The organism is Mycobacteroides immunogenum, from assembly GCF_001605725.1.
GTDB lineage: Bacteria > Actinomycetota > Actinomycetes > Mycobacteriales > Mycobacteriaceae > Mycobacterium > Mycobacterium immunogenum.
Map to the genome: position 1 here is coordinate 713,909 of NZ_CP011530.1, position 17,670 is coordinate 731,578.

Sequence of the window (17,670 nt, forward strand, 5' to 3'; positions counted from 1 at the left end):
AGGGTATTACCTCGTGAGATTCCCACTCGGGATGTGTCGGTGGCGAGTGCGATGCTCCCGAAATGGGGGAGACGATTCCATGGCCTTTTCGATCTACCGAGGCGATCGCCTCCGGTGTGGCCTCTGAGCACACGATCCGGCGCCGATACGAACAGGTGTACCCGTCGGTGTACGTGCCGCGCGGATCGAGTATCACGGCCACACAACGAGCGCGGGCGGCGTGGCTGTGGTCGCGGCGCGACGGGGTGGTCGCCGGACTGTCGGCATCGGCAATGCTCGGTGCCAAGTGGGTGGACGGTACGGCCGACGCAGAACTGATCTATCGCAATCACAAGGCCCCGCGGGGTTTGAGAGTGCACAGAGAGTCGTTGTTGGCAGATGAGGTTGGCGAGATTGACGGTCTTGCAGTCACTTCCGCGGCGCGGACGGCATTCGATCTCGGCCGGTGGTTGCGGCTCGATGGTGCCGTTGAGCGTCTAGATGCTCTGCTGGCCGCGACCGGTGTCAGTCTTGCGGCGATACGGGCGGTCGCGGATGCGCATCCCGGGGCACGGGGACTCGTGACCTTGGGCAGGGCGCTTGAGTTGCTCGACGGCGGCGCGGAGTCGCCCCAAGAAACTCGCACGCGAATGCTTCTTGTGAGGTCTGGATTCCCCAAGCCGCAGACACAAATTCGTGTCTATACCCGGTATGGGGAGTTTGTGGCCAGGATCGATATGGGGTGGGAGGGTCTTAAGATCGGCGTCGAGTTCGACGGCGCCCAACACTGGACAGATCCGCGTCAACGCTCGCTCGATGTCGATCGTTCAGCAGGTCTGGCAGCGGAGGGATGGACCATCATCCGCGTGACATCAGAGATGCTGAGGCACCGGGCGGGCACGATCGTGGCACGAGTCGACGAGGCGTTTCGAGCAGCCATGTCGAGTGGGAACCTTGCGAGGGATTCTGGTCGTTTTGCCTCGTGAGATTCCCAATCGCAGCTAGAGGATGGCGGCGTTGGCTGTTTTCAGGTGCGTGACCGCGTCGGTCACGATCGCGTCGATTAGCTCCTGGCAGCTCGGCAGATCATCGAGGATGCCCGCGACCTGACCGGAGGCGAGGACACCCGCGTTCGTATTGCCCTCGACGAGGCCCGCCTTCAGCAGCATGGGAGTGTTTGCGGCCATGAGCACCTGTGACCAGGTGAGCTCCTTGCCGTGTCGCATCGCCAGACCGTCCTTGACCATCGATGCCCACGACATGCCCGTCATCTTCTTGAACTTGGCGGCGTTGCGCACCGCGGCGGTGAAACCGCGCACCCGCGAACCACTTTCCAGCTTCTCGACGAGTTCGGTGCGCAGCACCCGGTGCGGCATACCGTCGACACGGGTAGAGACCACGGTGCCGCTCAGATCCGAAGCCAGGTAACGCTGCTTGACGGCGTCCGGGACGCTGCTGTCGGAAGTCAGCAGGAACCGGGTCCCCATCGCAACTCCAGCTGCACCATAGGACAACGCGGCAGCTAGGCCACGGCCATCGAAGAAACCGCCGGCGGCGATGACCGGCATCCCGGAGTCCTTCACGGCGTCGAGCACCGAGGGCAGCAGCAGGGTGGTGGCGACGGGACCGGTGTGGCCGCCGCCCTCGCCGCCCTGCACGATTACCGCATCGGCGCCCCAGGCCGCGACCTTCTTGGCGTGCTTGGCCGCACCGATCGACGGAACCACCACGACGCCATTGTCTTTCAGCTTGGCAATCAAGTCCTGCTTGGGTGCCAGCGCGAAGGACGCGACTTTGACCTTTTCCCGGATCAACAGGTCGATGCGCTCGGTGGCATCACCGGCGTCAGCGCGGATGTTCACGCCGAAGGGCTTGTCGGTCAGCGACTTCGTCTTGGCGACGGCGGTGACCAGCTCTTCCAGGGTCATCGTCGCCGAGGCCAGGATGCCCAGGCCGCCGGCGTTGGAGGTGGCGGCCACCAGCCGCGGCCCGGCCACCCAGCCCATACCCGTCTGCACAACGGGATGCTCGATGCCGACCAGCTCGGTCAACGCTGTGGTGAGCACCCGGGTCACTGCTTTACCTCTTTGTCCCGGAATGACTTCGGATCGATGACCTCACGGATGATCCGTAGCTCCTCGTCGGTCGGCAGGCGGCTTTCGCCGGCGTTGGCCAGCCCGTGCACCTCAAAGGCGGTGTTGGACGCGACGTCCTCGGCCGTCACACCGGGGTGCAGCGACAGTGCGCGCATCTGATGGTCGGGGCCGTTGAAGTCGAACACGCCCAGGTTCGAGACCACCCGGAAGACATTGAGGTACTTGTACGCCGGGTTCGCCGGATCGACCTTGTCGTAGCCGACACCGGAGATTACGTCGACCGAGTTCCCGAACACGCGTGCCGAGTGGTTACCCACCCAGTAGGAGGTGGCGTGGTTGATGGTGTTACCCGGGGCGCCGCGCACCCCGAACATCTGCCGGGTGGGGTGCTGCAGCGGCCCGAACGCCGAGAGGTTCTGGTTGCCGTAGCGGTCAATCTGGTTGGCGCCCATGACAACATGCCGTCGACCGGAGGCCACCACATCGAACACCTTGCGGAACGGCATCCATCCCTCGATCGGCGAGGTTTTTCCGATGGCCGGTGTTTCGGCCATCAGCAAGGCCTCACCGTCGGAGAGCACCAGGTCGGGGGAGAAGGTCAGACGGGCCAGTCGGGCGCCGACAGTGGACATGGTCGACATCGCGGAGGCCATGATCTCGCCTGCGTCCCTGAACAATTCGGCGCACGCGACGGCGCACACCTCGGCGCGGGTTGCCTCGCTCATGCCTGTGCCTCCTGGAACTTCTTGACGGCTGCCTGGTAATCCTCTTCGGAACCCGACAGGTAGGTGTCGACGAACGTCTGCCAGGTCTCCGGGTCACCGGCCGCCTCGGCGTAGTGGCGCTGGAACTTCTCGTCACGGCCGTAGTCGGCCGCACCGATCGTGAAGTGAGCTCCACCGGGTGCCTCGACCACCTTGTCGACCATCATCCGGTTCAACAGAAGTGATTGCAGCGGTACGGACTTCACCAGCTCCTCGGTGGGGACCACCTTCTCCACCGAGAGGTAGCGGCGTTCCGCGGCCATGCAGTACAGGTCGTCGAAGTAGGGGTCGACGCCGGTGTAGGCGGCATTGCCGGTGGCATCGCCCAGGTTCAGGTGCACAAAGGCGGCGTCCAGGTTCAGGGCGGGCATGGCGACCAGGGTTTCGAACCCGCCCGAGTTATCGGCGTACGGCGACGTGACGGTTTTGAGTTCGTCGCCCCAGAAGTTCATGACGTCGGATCCCAGTCCGGCCCGGATGGGCAGGAACGGCAACCGTGCGGCGGCGGCTTCCAATCCGCACTTGACCATGCCCTCGTCCATCTCGCGGGATTCGATGGCGCCGGTGGTGCGTGCCTTGGCGAACCACGGGTCGTAGAACGGCGGCGAATCCAGTGAGACGAATCCGTAGTAGGCCTTCTTGACCTTGCCCGCCGAACACAACAGGCCCAGGTCCGGTCCGCCGTACGTGACGACCGTCAGATCCTTGATGTCCGAACGCAGAATGGCCCGCACGAAGGCCATCGGCTTGCGGCGTGAACCCCAGCCGCCCAGGCCGATGGTCATCCCGCTGCGAAGCTCGGCGACGACCTCGTCCAGCGTGGTGCGCTTGTCTCCCATGAGTTAGTTCCCCTTCGGCTTTCCGGTCTCGACGAACGCATCGCGATGTTCGTCGGCGACACCGGCAAGGTTGAGTTCAAACGTGAAGCCCTGCTCCATGCGGTAACTCGACTCCACATCCTGCGGGTCGATGAAGTTGATGGCTTCCTTGGCGGCGCGGATGACGCGGGTGTCCTTGGCGGCGATGTCACGGGCGACCCGCAGCGCGGCCTCGTCCAGCTCTTCGCGGGGCACGACTTCGTGGATGGATCCGTAGTGGTGCAACGTCTTTGCGTCGATCTTGGCCGCCGTGTAAAACATCCGGCGCATCACATGCTGGGGGACCAGCCGTTGCAAGTGAGTGGCGGTGCCCAGGGCGCCGCGATCCACCTCGGGCACGCTGAACACGGCGTCGTCGGAGGCGACGATCACATCGGCGTTGCCCACCAGGCCGATTCCGCCACCGAGGCAGAAGCCGTTGACGGCGGCGACGACGGGAACCTTGCAGCGGTACACCGCGCTGAAGGCTTCGAAGCAGCCCCGGTTGGTGTCGATCAGCGCGGTGAAACCGTCTGTCGCTTGCATCTCTTTGATGTCGGCGCCCGCGTTGAACCCACGGCCCTCGGCCCGCAGGATCACCACGTGCGTGGACGGATCGTTGCCCGCGGTCAGGATGGCGTCGGCCAGCTCAAACCATCCACGCGAGGGGATGGCGTTGACCTTCGGATAGTCGACGGTGACGGTGACGATGCCCGGTTCAACCGTCGCGGTGGTGATGCCCATGAGACTCCTCAAGGTACCGAAACAAGCACTTGCTTGGTACGCTACCATGGCTCGAAAGCGCTGGACAAACAGCAAGAACACGGCAAGGAGCCACGTGCGAACCCCTTATGACCTCGGCCTCGAAGGTCGCGTCGTTCTGGTCACCGGAGGTGTTCGTGGCGTCGGTGCCGGGATCAGTCAGGTTTTCGCCGATCAGGGTGCGACGGTGGTGACCTGCGCGCGCCGTCCCGGTGAGACGCCGTACGAGTTCCACTCCTGCGATGTTCGCGACGAAGAGTCGGTAGATGCGCTCATCGAGGTCATCGTCACCACCCACGGGCGCCTGGACGCCGTGGTGAATAACGCCGGGGGAGCTCCTTTCGCGCTCGCTGCCGATGCCAGCCATAACTTCCATCGCAAGATCATCGAATTGAACCTGCTGTCCGCCTTGCTCGTTTCGCAGCGCGCCAACGCCGTGATGCAGCGGCAGGACAGCGGCGGCACGATCGTCAACATCACCAGCGTGAGCGCGAGCCGTCCCTCGCCGGGCACCGCGGCGTACGGCGCCGCCAAGGCCGGACTGGAGAGTCTGACGCGCAGCCTGGCCGTGGAATGGGCACCGAAGGTGCGGGTGAACGCGCTCGCCGCGGGCATGATTCGCACCGAACTGTCGGAGATGCATTACGGGGACGAGGACGGCATCGCGGCGGTGGGTGCCACCGTGCCATTGGGGCGTCTGGCCAACCCCGATGAGATCGGCTGGACCGCAGCATTTCTTGCTTCACCACTGTCTTCGTATGTGACCGGTTCGGTCCTCACGGTTCATGGCGGAGGGGAGCGCCCCGCGTTTCTCGACGCGGCCAATGTCAACAGCAACGGGAACGGCGAAAAGGAATAGAACATGCCAGGTTTACTCGACGGTCGGGTCGTCATCATCACGGGCGCGGGCCGGGGCATCGGCCGCGCGCACGCGCTGGCGTTCGCCGCGGAAGGTGCCCGCGTCGTGGTCAACGACATCGGTGTGGGCCTGGATGGATCGGCGGGCACCAGCCCCGCGCAGGAGGTTGTCGAGGAGATCAGGGCCTCCGGCGGTGAGGCCGTCACCAACGGGGATGACGTCGCCGATTGGAATGGCGCCAAGAACCTCATTGATACTGCTGTCAATTCCTTTGGACGCCTGGATGTTCTGGTGAACAATGCCGGATTCCTGCGGGACCGGATGCTGGCCAATATGAGCGAGGACGAGTGGGACGCGGTGATCCGTGTGCACCTCAAGGGGCACTTCGCGCCGCTGCGGCACGCCGCCGCGTACTGGCGTGACGAGTTCAAGGCGGGTAACGCCGTGGATGCCCGCATCATCAACACCAGCTCGGCCGCCGGGTTGCAAGGCAGTGTCGGCCAAGGAAATTACGCCGCGGCCAAGGCCGGTATCGCCACCCTGACACTGCAGGCGGCCGCCGAGATGGGCCGCTACGGCATCACCGTGAACGCCATCGCCCCGGCCGCCCGCACCCGGATGACCGAGGCGGTTTTCGCCGAGACCATGGCCAAGCCCGAAGATGGCGCGTTCGACGCGATGGCACCCGAGAACGTCTCACCGTTGGTGGTGTGGCTGGGCAGCCCCGAGTCGCGTGAGGTCACCGGCAAGGTGTTCGAGGTCGAAGCCGGCATCATTCGCGTCGCCGAGGGCTGGGCACACGGCCCTCAGGTGGACAAGGGGGCTCGCTGGGACCCAAGCGAATTGGGTCCAGTGGTCAGCGGCCTGCTCGACAAGGCGCGCACACCGGTCCCGGTGTACGGCAGCCAGTCGTAGCTGCGTGTCGTCGGGAGCCGGCGGGACTCATGGCTCCAGGACGACGACGGGGATCTTGCGTGTCGTGTACGACTGGTACTTGTCGAAGTCGGCGTACAGCTCGACCAGCTTGGGCCAGTAGTACGCGCGTTCTTCGTCCGTCGCGGTGCGTGCCGTCATGGTGCGGATATCGCCCTTTATCTGAACGGTTACTTCAGAATTCGCCGTCAGATTGAGATACCACGCGGGATTCGTGCCGCGCCCGCCCTGTGAGGCGACCAGGATCACCTTGTCGCCATCGGGCAGATAGATCAGTGCGCTGAGCCGCTGCTGTGCGGTCTTACGGCCGATGGTGGTGAGCAGAAGTACCGGTATGCCCCACGGGAAAGCCGCTCCCACACGCCATTTTCCGCCGAGTCGGCCGTCGGTCCGCCGATACAGCCACACGTTGGCCGTGGTCATCCATTTGATCAGCGTGCCGGCGAATTCGGAGTTGAGCTGCGCGGGTGCGTTGGCGGTTGCGCCGCTCGCGGGACGACCATCAGACATGGCCCTATGCTACGAGTGTGTCAACACCCCAAGCCTCAGACGAAGCACGTATTGCCGCCGCGAATGCCTACATCGAAGCCCTCGTCACGCACCAGGCGGACGCGGTGCCGTTCACTCCGGAATGTGTGCGGATCGAGCAGGGTGTCAAGACCGGATTTTCCGGAGATCACTTGCGGCGCAGCCTAAACAATGGTCCGCAGTTCCGGCTGATCGCCGCCGCGTCCAACCGGCAGTTCCGTGTCGAGGGCGACAATGTCGTCGCCAGTTTCGTCATCGAAACCAAGGCGAAGGCTGCCGGGTGGCGCGTTGTCGCGAAAGTGGACGAGACGTTCAAAATCCCGGCCGCTGACCCCCGTATCCACCACATTCGGGCGATCTTCGTCCCGAAGCTCTCGCGCGCCTAGAACACGTTCTAGATCTGCGGTTTTTCTGCCGCGCACCCTTGTCCCGGGGTCGATTTCTGTGCTTCACTGCGACTAGAGCCAGTAGTGAAATGCATCACAGGCCGGGAGGTACAGCGTGGTACAGACCCAACACCCCCATTTGCCGGACGGTATCGACTTCACCGATCCCGAGCTTTTCGTGCATGGCATCCCCGAACGCGAGCTGGCGGAATTGCGCCACACCGAACCGATCTGGTGGAACCAGACGGCACGCGGGGTTGCCGGATTCGACGACGACGGCTTTTGGGTGGTGTCGAAACACAAAGATGTCAAAGAGGTTTCGCTGCGTTGCGAGGTCTTCTCCAGTGAGCAGAACACCGCGATCCCGCGCTATCTGCCCACCACGCCGCGCGAGCGGATTGACGCCACCCGGCTGATCATGCTCAACATGGACCCACCCCGGCACAGTAGGTTGCGGCACATCATCAGCCGGGGGTTCACCCCTCGGGCGGTCAGTCGGCTGCGCGACGATCTCAACGCTCGCGCGCAGGCCATCGCGAAAGCGGCAGCGCAGGCGCGGCATGGTGATTTTGTGGAACAGGTTGCCTGCGAGCTCCCGTTACAAGCCATCGCGGGCTTGATGGGCACTCCATTGGAGGAGCGCGAACAGCTCTTCGATTGGTCCAACAGGCTGGTGGGTTCCTCTGATGGCGAGGACGACAGCGCGATCGCGAGCGCCGAGCTGCTGATGTACGCGATGGGTGTCGCGGCCCGAAAGTCCGCTGAGCCCGGCACCGATATCTGTACCGATCTGGTGAATGCCGATATCGACGGGCAGAAGCTATCCGACGACGAGTTCGGTTTCTTTGTCATGCTTTTGGCTGTTGCGGGCAACGAGACGACGCGTAACTCGATCACGCATGGGATGCACGCCTTCACTCAGTTCCCCGACCAGTGGGAGCTGTACAAGAAGACGCGACCCGAGTCGGCGGCCGACGAGATTGTGCGCTGGGCGACGCCGGTCACGTCATTTCAACGGACGGCGTTGGAGGACACCGAGCTGGGCGGGGTGCAGATCGAGAAGGGGCAGCGCGTGGTGATGATGTACCGCAGCGCCAACTTCGACGAAGAGGTCTTCGAGAACCCCTTCGGCTTCGACATCATGCGGAACCCCAACCCGCACGTGGGTTTTGGTGGCAACGGCGAGCATCATTGTGTGGGGGCGAACCTGGCGCGGATGACCATCAACCTGATGTTCAACGCCATTGCCGACCACATGCCAAATCTCACGTCGGCCGGAGAGCCGGACCGGCTCCGTTCGGGCTGGCTCAACGGCGTCAAGCATTGGGAGGTCGACTTCTGCCCAGCCGGCTACGGGCGGGCGAGCTGACGGAAAGACCCCCGGTGCCGGGGCGCCGGGGGTCTTCGCGAAGGTGCTAGATCCGTTCGATGATGGTGCCGGTGGACAGTGCGCCACCCGCGCACATGGTGATCAAAGCCGTTGACTTGTCGGTGCGCTCGAGCTCGTGCAGGGCGGTGGTGATCAAGCGGCTGCCGGTGCTGCCCACCGGATGCCCCAGGGCGATCGCGCCACCGTTGACATTCACGCGATCGAAGTCGGGCTTGTGGACCGAGGCCCAGGACAGCACGACGGAGGCAAAGGCCTCGTTGATCTCGACAACGTCGATATCGCCGATTTTCATGCCGGCGCGGTCCAGCACACGCTGCGTGGACTGCACCGGGCCGTCCAGGTGGTAGTAGGGCTCGGCGCCGACCAAGGCTTGAGACACGATGCGGGCGCGTGGTTTCAGGCCAAGGGCACGGGCCTTGTCCTCGTCCATGAGCAGCACCGCGGCCGCACCATCGGAGATCTGCGACGACGTACCGGCGGTGTGAATACCCTCCGGCATAACAGGTTTGAGGTTGCCCAGCGATTCCAGGGTGGTATCACGCAGGCCCTGATCGCGGTTGACCGTCAGTGTCTCGCCGGTCGGATTGCCTTCCTTGTCCACCTGCGGCGCGTCAAGCGGAGTGATCTCGCGATCGAAGCGGCCCTCGGCCCAGGCTTGCTTGGCCAGTGCCTGCGAGCGCACGCCCAGGCCATCCACGTCGGCGCGGGTGATGCCGCGGCGCTTGGCGATGCGCTCGGCGGCTTCGAACTGGTTCGGCATGTCGATATCCCAGGAGGCGGGGCGCGGAATGCCGGTGCCGCCGACGTTGGCGCCGAGTGGTACGCGGCTCATCGACTCGATACCGCAGGCGATGCCGGTGTCGATGGCACCCGAATAGATCAGGCCCGCGATGAGATGGTTGGCCTGCTGTGCGCTGCCGCACTGGCAGTCGATGGTGGTGGCGCCGGCGGCTTCGGGCAGTCCGGCATGCAACCATGCCTGCCGGGTGATGTGTCCGCCCTGCTCGCCGAATTGGGTCACGCAGCCACCGATGACTTGCTCGACCTCGTGGGGATCCAGGCCCGCGCGCGCGATCACCGACTTCTGGATGCCGCCCAGCAGCTCGGCGGGATGTAGGCCCGCGAGCCATCCACCACGTTTGCCGATGGGGCTGCGCGTCGCTTCGACGATGACCGGATTACCCATGGAGCTGCTCCTTTGCGCTCTGAACGTTGACCTCACGGTAGAACACGTTCCAGTCTGGAAGCAATGAGAACGTGTTCTCGTCCCGTGCACCACGTTTTGTCTGCGCTGATCGTGTGCTTCAATGGGGCTAGAGAGTGTCGTAGCTCACTCGGCTCTCACTAGATGCTCTAACCAGATCGTCCCTGAAAGACGCCCCGAAAGGCCATAGGAGTTCAACGTGGTGCACCCCAGCCTTCCCGCCGGATTCGACTTCACCGACCCGGAGGTTTACGCAGAACGGCTCCCCGTCGAGGAGCTCAAGGAGCTACGGAAGACGGCTCCGATTTGGTGGCAGGAGCAGCCCGATGGCGTCGGCGGCTTCAACGACGGCGGGTATTGGGTCGTCTCCAAGCACAAGGACGTCAAGGAGGTGTCGCTGCGCAGCGATGTCTTCTCCAGCTGGGAAAACACCGCGATCCCGCGGTTCAGCGACGATATGACGCGAGAGGCCATCGAGCTGCAGCGCTACGTCATGCTCAACATGGACGCGCCGCACCACACCCGGCTGCGCAAGATCATTTCCCGCGGTTTCACCCCGCGCGCTATTGGTCGTCTGCGTGACGAGCTGAACGAGCGTGCGCAAGAGATCGCCAAGGCCGCGGCCGCAGAGGGTACCGGCGACTTCGTCGAGAAGGTCTCGTGTGAGTTGCCGCTGCAGGCCATTGCTGGCTTGCTCGGGGTGCCCATCGAGGACCGCGGCAAGCTGTTCAACTGGTCCAACGAGATGACCTCGTACGACGATCCCGAGTACGCCGATATCGATCCGGCGGCCTCGTCGATGGAGATCCTGGCGTACTCGATGGAGATGGCCAAGCAGAAGACTGTGAACCCGGGCGAGGACATCGTGACCACGCTCATCAACGCCGAGGTCGAGGGTGAAGGCAAGCTCTCCGACGATGAGTTCGGCTTCTTCGTGATCATGCTTGCGGTGGCCGGCAACGAGACCTCACGCAACTCGATCACCCAGGGCATGATGGCCTTCACTCAGTTCCCGGAGCAGTGGGAGCTGTACAAGAAGGAGCGCCCGGAGACGGCGGCCGACGAGATCGTGCGCTGGGCCACCCCCGTGACTTCCTTCCAGCGGACCGCGCTGGAGGACACCGAGCTCGACGGCGTGCAGATCAAGAAGGGGCAGCGCGTCGTCATGATGTACCGCTCGGCTAACTTCGACGAAGAGGTCTTCGAAGACCCGTTCAGCTTCAACATCATGCGTAACCCGAATCCGCACATGGGCTTCGGCGGGAGTGGTGCGCACTACTGCATCGGCGCCAACCTGGCCCGGTTGACCATCAACCTGATGTTCAACGCCATTGCCGACCACATGCCTAACCTGGCGCCGGTGGGTGACCCGAAGCGGCTGCAGTCCGGTTGGCTCAACGGCATCAAGCACTGGCAGGTTGATTTCACCGGCGCCAGTGGCTGCCCGGTCCTGCAGTAGTTTCAAAAGGAAACGAGCATAATGGATTTCGCTTTCGCGGAAGAGCAGCAGGCTGTCTCTGACGTGGTTGAAGCGGTGCTTGCCGATCGTGCATTCGTCGGTGTGGTGCCAGAGATCGGATACGACGAGACGCTGTGGAAGGTGCTCGCGGACAACGGTGTCCTGAGCCTGCCGCTGCCGGAACGGCTGGGCGGCGATGGCCTGGGGCTGGCCGAGGTGTCGGTCGCGCTGCGGGTTCTCGGCAAGCGCGGTGCGTTGACCCCGGCGCTGGCCACGCTCGGCTTCGGCGTGGTGCCGCTGTTGGTGCTCGCCTCTGACGAGCAGCAGGACAGGTATCTCGCCGGTGTCGGCGAGGGTGCGATCTTGACGGCGGCCCTGGATGAGCCGGGTCGTGCCCTTCCGTCGGCGCCTGCTGTCTCCGCGGTGAACGACGGGTCCACGCTGATATTGAATGGCCGAAAGATCGGCGTTCTTCATGCCGCCGAGGCAAACTGGATACTTGTCACCACCGACAATGGCGTCGTTGTGGTGGCACCTAACACCCCGGGTGTGACGATCGCCCGGACACCCACGGCCAGTAAGGCCGCCGAGTACGCCGTGACCTTCTCTGATGTCGCGGTTCCTGCGCAGGACATCCTCGATGGTTCGGTGACGCGCCTCAATGAGTTCGCCCTGGCCGCGATCGGCTCATACGCCGACGGACTGGTGTCGGGTGCGTTGCGCCTGACCGCCGACCACGTGTCCAACCGGGTGCAGTTCGGCAAGCCGTTGGCCACCTTCCAGGCGGTATCGCAGCAACTCGCGGACGTCTATGTGGTCTCACGGACGCTGAACCTTGGTGTCACTTCTGCTGTTTGGCGCCTGTCTGAGCGGTTGGACGCCACCGAGGACCTGGATGTTGTGGCGTTCTGGATGGCCGCGGAGGCTCAGCGGGTGATGCAGATCTGCCACCATCTGCACGGTGGTCTCGGTGTGGACATCACGTACCCGATGAACCGTTACTACTCGACGATCAAGGACCTGAGCCGTCTGGTCGGCGGGTCTTCCGAGCGCCTGGATGTTCTTGCCGCGGCGCAGGGTTAGGAGCAAGCGATGCTGATTGACCTCACGCCGGAACAGGCGAAGCTACAAAGCGAGCTGCGACAGTACTTCTCGAACCTCGTCACCGCCGATGAGACCCGCGACATGATGGTCGACCGGCACAGCTCGTCCTATGAGGCCGTGGTGCGCCGGATGGGGCGGGACGGCTGGCTCGGTGTCGGCTGGCCCAAGGAGTACGGCGGCCATGGATTCGGTCCGCTGGAGCAGCAGATCTTCATGAACGAGGTCATCCGTGCCGATGTGCCGATGCCTCTGGTGACGCTGCAGACCGTGGGGCCGACCCTGCAGAAGTACGGCACCGAGGAGCAGAAGAAGAAGTTTCTGCCCGGAATCCTGGCCGGTGAAATCCATTTCGCCATTGGATACACCGAACCGGAGGCGGGGACCGACCTGGCGTCCTTGCGTACCACCGCGGTGCGCGATGGCGACCATTACGTCGTCAACGGGCAGAAGATCTTCACCACCGGGGCGCACCAGGCCCAGTACATCTGGCTGGCGTGCCGCACCGACCCCAGCGCCCCCAAGCACAAGGGCATCTCCATTCTGATCGTCGACACCAAGGACCCGGGCTACTCCTGGACGCCGATCATCACCAATGATGGTGCGCACCACACCAATGCGACCTACTACTCCGATGTTCGGGTTCCGGTGGAAATGCTGGTGGGCGAAGAGAACTTGGGCTGGAAGCTGATTACCACCCAGCTGAATCATGAGCGGGTGTCACTCGGCCCGGCCGGGCGGATCGCGGGCATGTACGACCGCGTCTATGAATGGGCCGCCAAGCCGGGGCCCGATGGCGTGGCACCACTGTCGCATGAGGACGTGCGACGGGTACTCGGTGAGATGAAGGCGGTCTGGCGGCTCAACGAGCTGCTCAACTGGCAGGTGGCCTCGTCGGGCGATGACATCAGCATGGCCGATGCCGCGGCGACGAAGATCCTTGCGACCGAATGGATTCAGAAGCTTGGCCGGCTGAGTGAAGGCGTTGTGGGCCGCTACGGCGACCCCGCCGACGCGAACACCGCCGAGACATTGGAATGGCTTGACGCACAAACCAAGCGCCACCTGGTGATCACCTTTGGTGGCGGCGTGAATGAGGTGATGCGGGAGATGGTGGCAACGGCAGGGCTCGGTACTCCAAGGGTTCCGCGGTGATGAGCGCTTGCGCGAAGAACGGACAATCATGACCGTAGTGGATATCCAGGAGGGCTTCGCCAAGATCAAGGACGACGGCCCCAGCGCGCCCCGTCTGGCGCGGGATCCGGTGAACCAGGCCATGATCAACAACTGGGTCGAGGCGATGGGTGATCGCAATCCCATCTATGTCGACGAGCAGGCGGCGAAGACCGCCGGGCACCCGGGCATCGTCGCCCCGCCCGCCATGGCGCAGGTATGGACCATGGCGGGGCTGTACGGCGAGCGGTCCGGCGATGACCCGCTGGGCCGGGTGATGGCGCTTCTCGACGCGGCGGGTTACGAGTCGGTGGTCGCCACCAACTATGAGCAGATCTATCACCGCTATCTGCGGCTGGGCGAGCAGGTCACCACCACCAATGAGGTGACCGAGGTCTTCGGGCCCAAGCAGACGGCGCTGGGCGAGAGCTGGTTCATCAACATCCACGCCGAATGGCATGTGGGCGACGAGCTGGTCAACGAGATGAACTGGCGCATCATGAAGTTCCGGCCGGGTGCCAAAAAGCCGGCCAACGTGCCGGACGATCTGGATCCGTCGAAACTGATGCGCCCGTCCTGGTCGCGAGACAGCGCGTACTTCTGGGAGGGCGTCGCGGCGCATGAGCTGCGACTGCAGCGGCGCCCCGACGGTTCGCTCCAGCATCCGCCCGTTCCTGCTGTGTGGCAGGACAAAGACGCTCCCATCGAGTATCAGGTGGCCAGCGGCCACGGCACGGTGTACAGCTACGTGGTGCATCACGCCCCTCAGGTGCCCGGTCGCACACTGCCTTTCGTGATCGCGCTGGTGGAGCTCGAAGAGGGTGTCCGGATGCTCGGTGAGTTGCGCGGGGTATCGCCCGACGATGTGCAGATCGGATTGCCGGTTCAGGTGACGTATCTGGACTTCCCCGCCGAGGGCGATAGCCCGGCATGGACCCTGTACGCCTGGGAGGCAAAGTGACCACCGTTGGCGAGAAGCTGCCCGAGCTGAAACTCGAAGGCACTCCGACGTTCATCGTGTCGACGGCGCTCGCGACCCGCGATTTCCAGGATGTGCACCACGATCGGGATCTGGCGCAGGCCAAGGGATCCAAAGACATCTTCATCAACATCCTGTCCGACACCGGCCTGGTGGAGCGTTTCGTCACCGACTGGGCCGGACCTTCTGCCCGCGTGAAATCGATTGCGTTGCGCCTGGGTGTGCCGTGGTACGCCTACGACACCACGGTCTTCACCGGCGAGGTGGTGTCCGTCGAGGACGGGGTCGTGGCAGTGGATGTGGTGGGCAACAACAGCCTTGGTGCGCATGTCACCGCCAAGGTCACGCTGACGATCGGGGCCGAATGAGCGGGATATCTGGGCGCAGCGCGATAGCCGGTATCGGCGCCACCGACTTCTCAAAGAAGTCGGGACGATCCGAGCTGAGACTGGCCGCCGAAGCTGTGCTCGACGCGCTCGACGATGCGGGGCTGTCTCCGTCGGATGTCGACGGCCTGGTGACTTTCACCATGGACTCGAATCTCGAGACGGCGGTCGCGCGTGCCACCGGCATCGGTGAGCTGAAGTTCTTCAGCCAGATCGGATACGGCGGTGGGGCCGCGGCCGCGACGGTGCAGCAGGCCGCATTGGCGGTAGCCGCGGGTGTCGCGGAAGTCGTTGTCGCGTATCGCGCTTTCAACGAGCGCTCGGAGTTCCGGTTCGGCCAGGTGATGACCGGGCTGAGCTCGACCGCCGATTCTCGGGGCGTGGAGTACAGCTGGTCGTACCCGCACGGGCTGAGCACGCCGGCGGCCTCGGTGGCGATGGTCGCTCGCCGGTACATGCACGAGTACGGCGCTACGAGTGCGGATTTCGGTGCCGTTTCGGTGGCGGACCGCAAGCACGCCGCGACTAACCCGAAGGCTTTCTTCTACGGCAAGCCGATCACCATTGAGGACCACCAGAATTCGCGGATGATCGCCGATCCGGTGCGGCTGCTGGACTGCTGCCAGGAAAGCGACGGCGGGGTGGCGATTGTGGTGACGACTCCAGAGCGCGCCAAGGACCTCAAGAATCGGCCGGTGGTCATCGAAGCCGCCGCGCAGGGTTCGGGCGAAGACCAGTTCACCATGTACTCGTACTACCGCGACGAGCTCGGCCTGCCGGAGATGGGTCTGGTCGGTCGGCAACTCTGGGGTCAATCGGGCCTGACGCCCAATGACATTCAGACCGCGATCCTGTACGACCACTTCACCCCGTACACGCTGCTGCAGCTAGAAGAGCTGGGCTTCTGCGGTAAGGGCGAGGCCAAGGACTTCATCGCCCACGGCGCCATCGAGCTGGGCGGCAAGCTGCCGATCAACACGCATGGTGGTCAGCTCGGCGAGGCTTACATCCACGGTATGAACGGCATCGCCGAGGGTGTGCGTCAGTTGCGCGGCACATCGGTCAACCAGGTACCCAACGTCGAGCATGTGCTCGTCACCGCGGGCACCGGAGTGCCGACGTCCGGCCTCATCCTGGGGTAATCGACTCAGGTCAGGAACCTGGCGATGCCCTGCGCGATCGCTGATGCCAGTCGCGCCTGGCCATCGGAACTGGACAGCATGGCGGCGTCGTCGCTGTTCTTCATGTTTCCGCACTCGATGAGGATTGCCGGGTACTGGGCCAGGTTGAGCCCGGCGAGGTCGGAACGTCCGTAGAGGCCGTCGTTTCCGCGATAGGTCGACGGCTGGAATCCCGAGGCCTTGAGCTGGTCGCGCATCGTGCTGGCCAGGCGCAGCGTCGGAGCCCCCTGCGCCTCGTTGATCGGTGGATTCGAGTAGTTGACATGAAATCCCCGGCCGTCGCGGGGGCCGCCGTCGGCATGGATGCTGACAATCGCGTCGGGCTTGAAGGAGTTGCCGGTCGCGGCACGCTGATCGATGCAGGGGCCGAGCGCGTTGTCGTTACCGCGTGAGAGCGCCGTGCGAACCCCGGCCACGGTGAGAGCCTGGCGGATATGCAACACCACGTTCCAGTTGAAGGTGTGCTCGGGAAAGCCGGCATCGGTTGCGGTGCCGCTGGTCTGGCAGTCTTTGGTACGTCCCCGGCCGTCGCTGACCTGCCGGGTGATCGAGCCATCGTTGGCGCCGTTGTGGCCGGGATCGAGGAAGACGATCTTGCCCGCGATGGGGGATGCGTGGGCCGGTACGGCGGTGGAAAGCATGGCCGGCATGCTCAGCAGGACGGGCACGCTCGAGGCGTATTTGAGGACATCGCGTCGCGAGAGGCAGCGGGACCGCTTGGCGGGACCGCACGGGGAGGTCTGCACGCGGGAACGGTATGCCCCGAACCTGGGTTACCAGTCTCAGACATGTGGCTCGGTTGAACTGTGACCGAGACGAAACCGTATCGCAGTCACAGCTTTCTGACAGAAAGCGCGGCGATGCTTGGCCAATGACGTATCGGGAGACGGCGACCGCGTCAGGCGTGTCTACCCGTCTGCTCAGGGACCTCGCCGAGACCTTCCGGCCGCCACGGCGATGGCTGGAGGGGTTGGGGCTGAACCTCGCGCTGTCGATCGCCTACCTGATCATCTGGCAGCCAATCACCCAACACGGGCGCACGCGCGACTGGGCGCTGCTGGTCGGCACGTACTTCGCCATGTTCATCTTCGCCGATGTGTCGGTGACCAACATGCTGGGTCTGGATGCCGATCGAGTCAGGCACGCGCTGCAAGGGCATCGGTCTCTTCTGCACGTCATGCTGGTCAAGAACATCGCACTGTTCCTCGTCGCGGGACTGTCGACGCTTGTGTTGACTGCCTACCTGACCATTCACCGGCAGCAGGCAACTCAGACCGCGATCACGGTGCCCGATGTCGCCGTGCACATCGTGAGCTGGTTGGGCTTGGGCAATCTGGTGTCGGTGCTGCTTCCTATGGTGGCCCGGCCGCTGAGTGAACGTTGGCGGCAACGTGGCGACCTGCTGGCCACCACGCGATGGCTCCTCTACCTGGCCCTGCCGTACGGCGTCTACTACCTGGTGGCACCGGTGGGCGGCATTCCGCGAGCGATATTCGGGCGCAACGTTTTCCATTCCATGCCACTCACCGAGCGCTCCCTACTGGAGCTCGGCTTGGGCATCGCGGTGTGGACTGTCGGCACCGTGCTCGCGTTGGGTGTGCATCGCTACCGCGGTCTACGGTGGTACTAGCCG

At 64.1% G+C, this 17,670-nt stretch carries 19 protein-coding genes; 12 read left to right on the top strand and 7 right to left on the bottom strand.

What is annotated here, in order from left to right; genetic code table 11:
• Window positions 1-62 precede the first annotated feature (62 nt).
• A complete protein-coding gene (locus tag ABG82_RS03640; protein WP_043079756.1) occupies window positions 63-965 on the top strand; it encodes an endonuclease domain-containing protein in 903 nt (300 codons plus the stop codon).
• A 15-nt stretch (window positions 966-980) separates the two neighbouring features.
• Here the strand turns inward: ABG82_RS03640 and ipdC are convergent, their stop codons facing one another.
• Genes ipdC through ABG82_RS03660 form a run of 4 tightly spaced genes read right to left on the bottom strand, consistent with a single transcriptional unit; the run spans window position 981 to window position 4,440 of the window.
• A complete protein-coding gene (gene ipdC / locus ABG82_RS03645; protein ID WP_043079755.1) occupies window positions 981-2,054 on the bottom strand; it encodes a (3aS,4S,5R,7aS)-5-hydroxy-7a-methyl-1-oxo-octahydro-1H-indene-4-carboxyl-CoA dehydrogenase in 1,074 nt (357 codons plus the stop codon).
• Complete coding sequence (locus tag ABG82_RS03650) at window positions 2,051-2,800, bottom strand: CoA-transferase subunit beta (RefSeq protein WP_043079754.1); 750 nt, start codon at window positions 2,798-2,800, stop codon at window positions 2,051-2,053. The genes ipdC and ABG82_RS03650 overlap by 4 nt, the downstream gene beginning before the upstream one ends.
• Window positions 2,797-3,678 carry a cholesterol ring-cleaving hydrolase subunit IpdA gene (gene ipdA / locus ABG82_RS03655; RefSeq protein ID WP_043079753.1) on the bottom strand — a complete coding sequence of 294 codons (882 nt, stop codon included), beginning with the start codon at window positions 3,676-3,678 and terminating at the stop codon, window positions 2,797-2,799. The genes ABG82_RS03650 and ipdA overlap by 4 nt, the downstream gene beginning before the upstream one ends.
• A 3-nt stretch (window positions 3,679-3,681) precedes the next feature.
• Window positions 3,682-4,440, bottom strand: a complete 759-nt coding sequence (locus tag ABG82_RS03660; RefSeq protein ID WP_043079752.1) for an enoyl-CoA hydratase family protein — start codon at window positions 4,438-4,440, stop codon at window positions 3,682-3,684.
• Between the two features lie 94 nt (window positions 4,441-4,534).
• Between ABG82_RS03660 and ABG82_RS03665 the strand changes: the two genes are divergently transcribed.
• Both ABG82_RS03665 and ABG82_RS03670 read left to right on the top strand, forming a co-directional pair.
• A complete protein-coding gene (locus tag ABG82_RS03665; RefSeq protein ID WP_043079751.1) occupies window positions 4,535-5,317 on the top strand; it encodes an SDR family oxidoreductase in 783 nt (260 codons plus the stop codon).
• 3 nt (window positions 5,318-5,320) lie between these two features.
• The gene (locus ABG82_RS03670; protein ID WP_043079750.1) at window positions 5,321-6,232 is read left to right on the top strand and encodes an SDR family oxidoreductase; all 912 of its coding nucleotides are present in this window, start codon (window positions 5,321-5,323) and stop codon (window positions 6,230-6,232) included.
• A 27-nt stretch (window positions 6,233-6,259) separates the two neighbouring features.
• On the opposite strand, the gene ABG82_RS03675 is transcribed toward ABG82_RS03670, so the two are convergent.
• Complete coding sequence (locus tag ABG82_RS03675; protein WP_043079749.1) at window positions 6,260-6,760, bottom strand: nitroreductase family deazaflavin-dependent oxidoreductase; 501 nt, start codon at window positions 6,758-6,760, stop codon at window positions 6,260-6,262.
• A 17-nt stretch (window positions 6,761-6,777) separates the two neighbouring features.
• Here ABG82_RS03675 and ABG82_RS03680 point away from each other — a divergent pair, with 17 nt between their 5' ends.
• Window positions 6,778-7,164: a hypothetical protein gene (locus tag ABG82_RS03680; RefSeq protein WP_043079748.1), complete on the top strand. Its 387-nt coding sequence runs from the start codon at window positions 6,778-6,780 to the stop codon at window positions 7,162-7,164.
• A 115-nt stretch (window positions 7,165-7,279) separates the two neighbouring features.
• A complete protein-coding gene (locus tag ABG82_RS03685) occupies window positions 7,280-8,533 on the top strand; it encodes a cytochrome P450 (RefSeq protein WP_043079747.1) in 1,254 nt (417 codons plus the stop codon).
• A 46-nt stretch (window positions 8,534-8,579) separates the two neighbouring features.
• On the opposite strand, the gene ABG82_RS03690 is transcribed toward ABG82_RS03685, so the two are convergent.
• Complete coding sequence (locus ABG82_RS03690) at window positions 8,580-9,740, bottom strand: steroid 3-ketoacyl-CoA thiolase (RefSeq protein ID WP_043079746.1); 1,161 nt, start codon at window positions 9,738-9,740, stop codon at window positions 8,580-8,582.
• A gap of 217 nt (window positions 9,741-9,957) precedes the next feature.
• On the opposite strand from ABG82_RS03690, the gene ABG82_RS03695 reads away from it, so the two are divergent.
• The 6 genes from ABG82_RS03695 to ABG82_RS03720 are packed head-to-tail and all read left to right on the top strand — an operon-like array spanning window position 9,958 to window position 15,998.
• Window positions 9,958-11,217 (top strand): cytochrome P450, encoded by a 1,260-nt coding sequence (locus ABG82_RS03695; RefSeq protein ID WP_043079745.1) that lies wholly within the window; start codon window positions 9,958-9,960, stop codon window positions 11,215-11,217.
• Between the two features lie 21 nt (window positions 11,218-11,238).
• Window positions 11,239-12,300 carry an acyl-CoA dehydrogenase family protein gene (locus ABG82_RS03700; protein ID WP_043079744.1) on the top strand — a complete coding sequence of 354 codons (1,062 nt, stop codon included), beginning with the start codon at window positions 11,239-11,241 and terminating at the stop codon, window positions 12,298-12,300.
• 9 nt (window positions 12,301-12,309) lie between these two features.
• Window positions 12,310-13,473 carry an acyl-CoA dehydrogenase FadE29 gene (gene fadE29, locus ABG82_RS03705; protein WP_043079743.1) on the top strand — a complete coding sequence of 388 codons (1,164 nt, stop codon included), beginning with the start codon at window positions 12,310-12,312 and terminating at the stop codon, window positions 13,471-13,473.
• A gap of 28 nt (window positions 13,474-13,501) precedes the next feature.
• Window positions 13,502-14,452: a bifunctional MaoC family dehydratase N-terminal/OB-fold nucleic acid binding domain-containing protein gene (locus ABG82_RS03710; RefSeq protein ID WP_043079742.1), complete on the top strand. Its 951-nt coding sequence runs from the start codon at window positions 13,502-13,504 to the stop codon at window positions 14,450-14,452.
• Entirely contained in the window at window positions 14,422-14,838 is a 417-nt protein-coding gene (locus tag ABG82_RS03715) for a MaoC family dehydratase (protein ID WP_043079741.1), read from the top strand. The genes ABG82_RS03710 and ABG82_RS03715 overlap by 31 nt, the downstream gene beginning before the upstream one ends.
• A complete protein-coding gene (locus ABG82_RS03720) occupies window positions 14,835-15,998 on the top strand; it encodes a lipid-transfer protein (RefSeq protein ID WP_043079740.1) in 1,164 nt (387 codons plus the stop codon). The genes ABG82_RS03715 and ABG82_RS03720 overlap by 4 nt, the downstream gene beginning before the upstream one ends.
• 5 nt (window positions 15,999-16,003) lie before the next feature.
• On the opposite strand, the gene ABG82_RS03725 is transcribed toward ABG82_RS03720, so the two are convergent.
• Window positions 16,004-16,687: an Rv3717 family N-acetylmuramoyl-L-alanine amidase gene (locus tag ABG82_RS03725; protein WP_043079797.1), complete on the bottom strand. Its 684-nt coding sequence runs from the start codon at window positions 16,685-16,687 to the stop codon at window positions 16,004-16,006.
• A 221-nt stretch (window positions 16,688-16,908) separates the two neighbouring features.
• Between ABG82_RS03725 and ABG82_RS03730 the strand changes: the two genes are divergently transcribed.
• Window positions 16,909-17,667, top strand: a complete 759-nt coding sequence (locus tag ABG82_RS03730) for a hypothetical protein (RefSeq protein WP_043079739.1) — start codon at window positions 16,909-16,911, stop codon at window positions 17,665-17,667.
• Window positions 17,668-17,670: the final 3 nt, after the last annotated feature.

Bases quoted from the DNA above. Each gene is read 5' to 3' on its own strand.
- ABG82_RS03640 (WP_043079756.1), top strand. From the start codon at position 63: ATGGGGGAGACGATTCCATGGCCTTTTCGATCTACCGAGGCGATCGCC.
- ABG82_RS03650 (WP_043079754.1), bottom strand. From the start codon at position 2,800: ATGAGCGAGGCAACCCGCGCCGAGGTGTGCGCCGTCGCGTGCGCCGAA.
- ipdA (WP_043079753.1), bottom strand. From the start codon at position 3,678: ATGGGAGACAAGCGCACCACGCTGGACGAGGTCGTCGCCGAGCTTCGC.
- ABG82_RS03660 (WP_043079752.1), bottom strand. From the start codon at position 4,440: ATGGGCATCACCACCGCGACGGTTGAACCGGGCATCGTCACCGTCACC.
- ABG82_RS03670 (WP_043079750.1), top strand. From the start codon at position 5,321: ATGCCAGGTTTACTCGACGGTCGGGTCGTCATCATCACGGGCGCGGGC.
- ABG82_RS03675 (WP_043079749.1), bottom strand. From the start codon at position 6,760: ATGTCTGATGGTCGTCCCGCGAGCGGCGCAACCGCCAACGCACCCGCG.
- ABG82_RS03690 (WP_043079746.1), bottom strand. From the start codon at position 9,740: ATGGGTAATCCGGTCATCGTCGAAGCGACGCGCAGCCCCATCGGCAAA.
- ABG82_RS03700 (WP_043079744.1), top strand. From the start codon at position 11,239: ATGGATTTCGCTTTCGCGGAAGAGCAGCAGGCTGTCTCTGACGTGGTT.
- fadE29 (WP_043079743.1), top strand. From the start codon at position 12,310: ATGCTGATTGACCTCACGCCGGAACAGGCGAAGCTACAAAGCGAGCTG.
- ABG82_RS03710 (WP_043079742.1), top strand. From the start codon at position 13,502: ATGACCGTAGTGGATATCCAGGAGGGCTTCGCCAAGATCAAGGACGAC.
- ABG82_RS03715 (WP_043079741.1), top strand. From the start codon at position 14,422: ATGGACCCTGTACGCCTGGGAGGCAAAGTGACCACCGTTGGCGAGAAG.
- ABG82_RS03720 (WP_043079740.1), top strand. From the start codon at position 14,835: ATGAGCGGGATATCTGGGCGCAGCGCGATAGCCGGTATCGGCGCCACC.
- ABG82_RS03725 (WP_043079797.1), bottom strand. From the start codon at position 16,687: ATGCCGGCCATGCTTTCCACCGCCGTACCGGCCCACGCATCCCCCATC.
- ABG82_RS03730 (WP_043079739.1), top strand. From the start codon at position 16,909: ATGACGTATCGGGAGACGGCGACCGCGTCAGGCGTGTCTACCCGTCTG.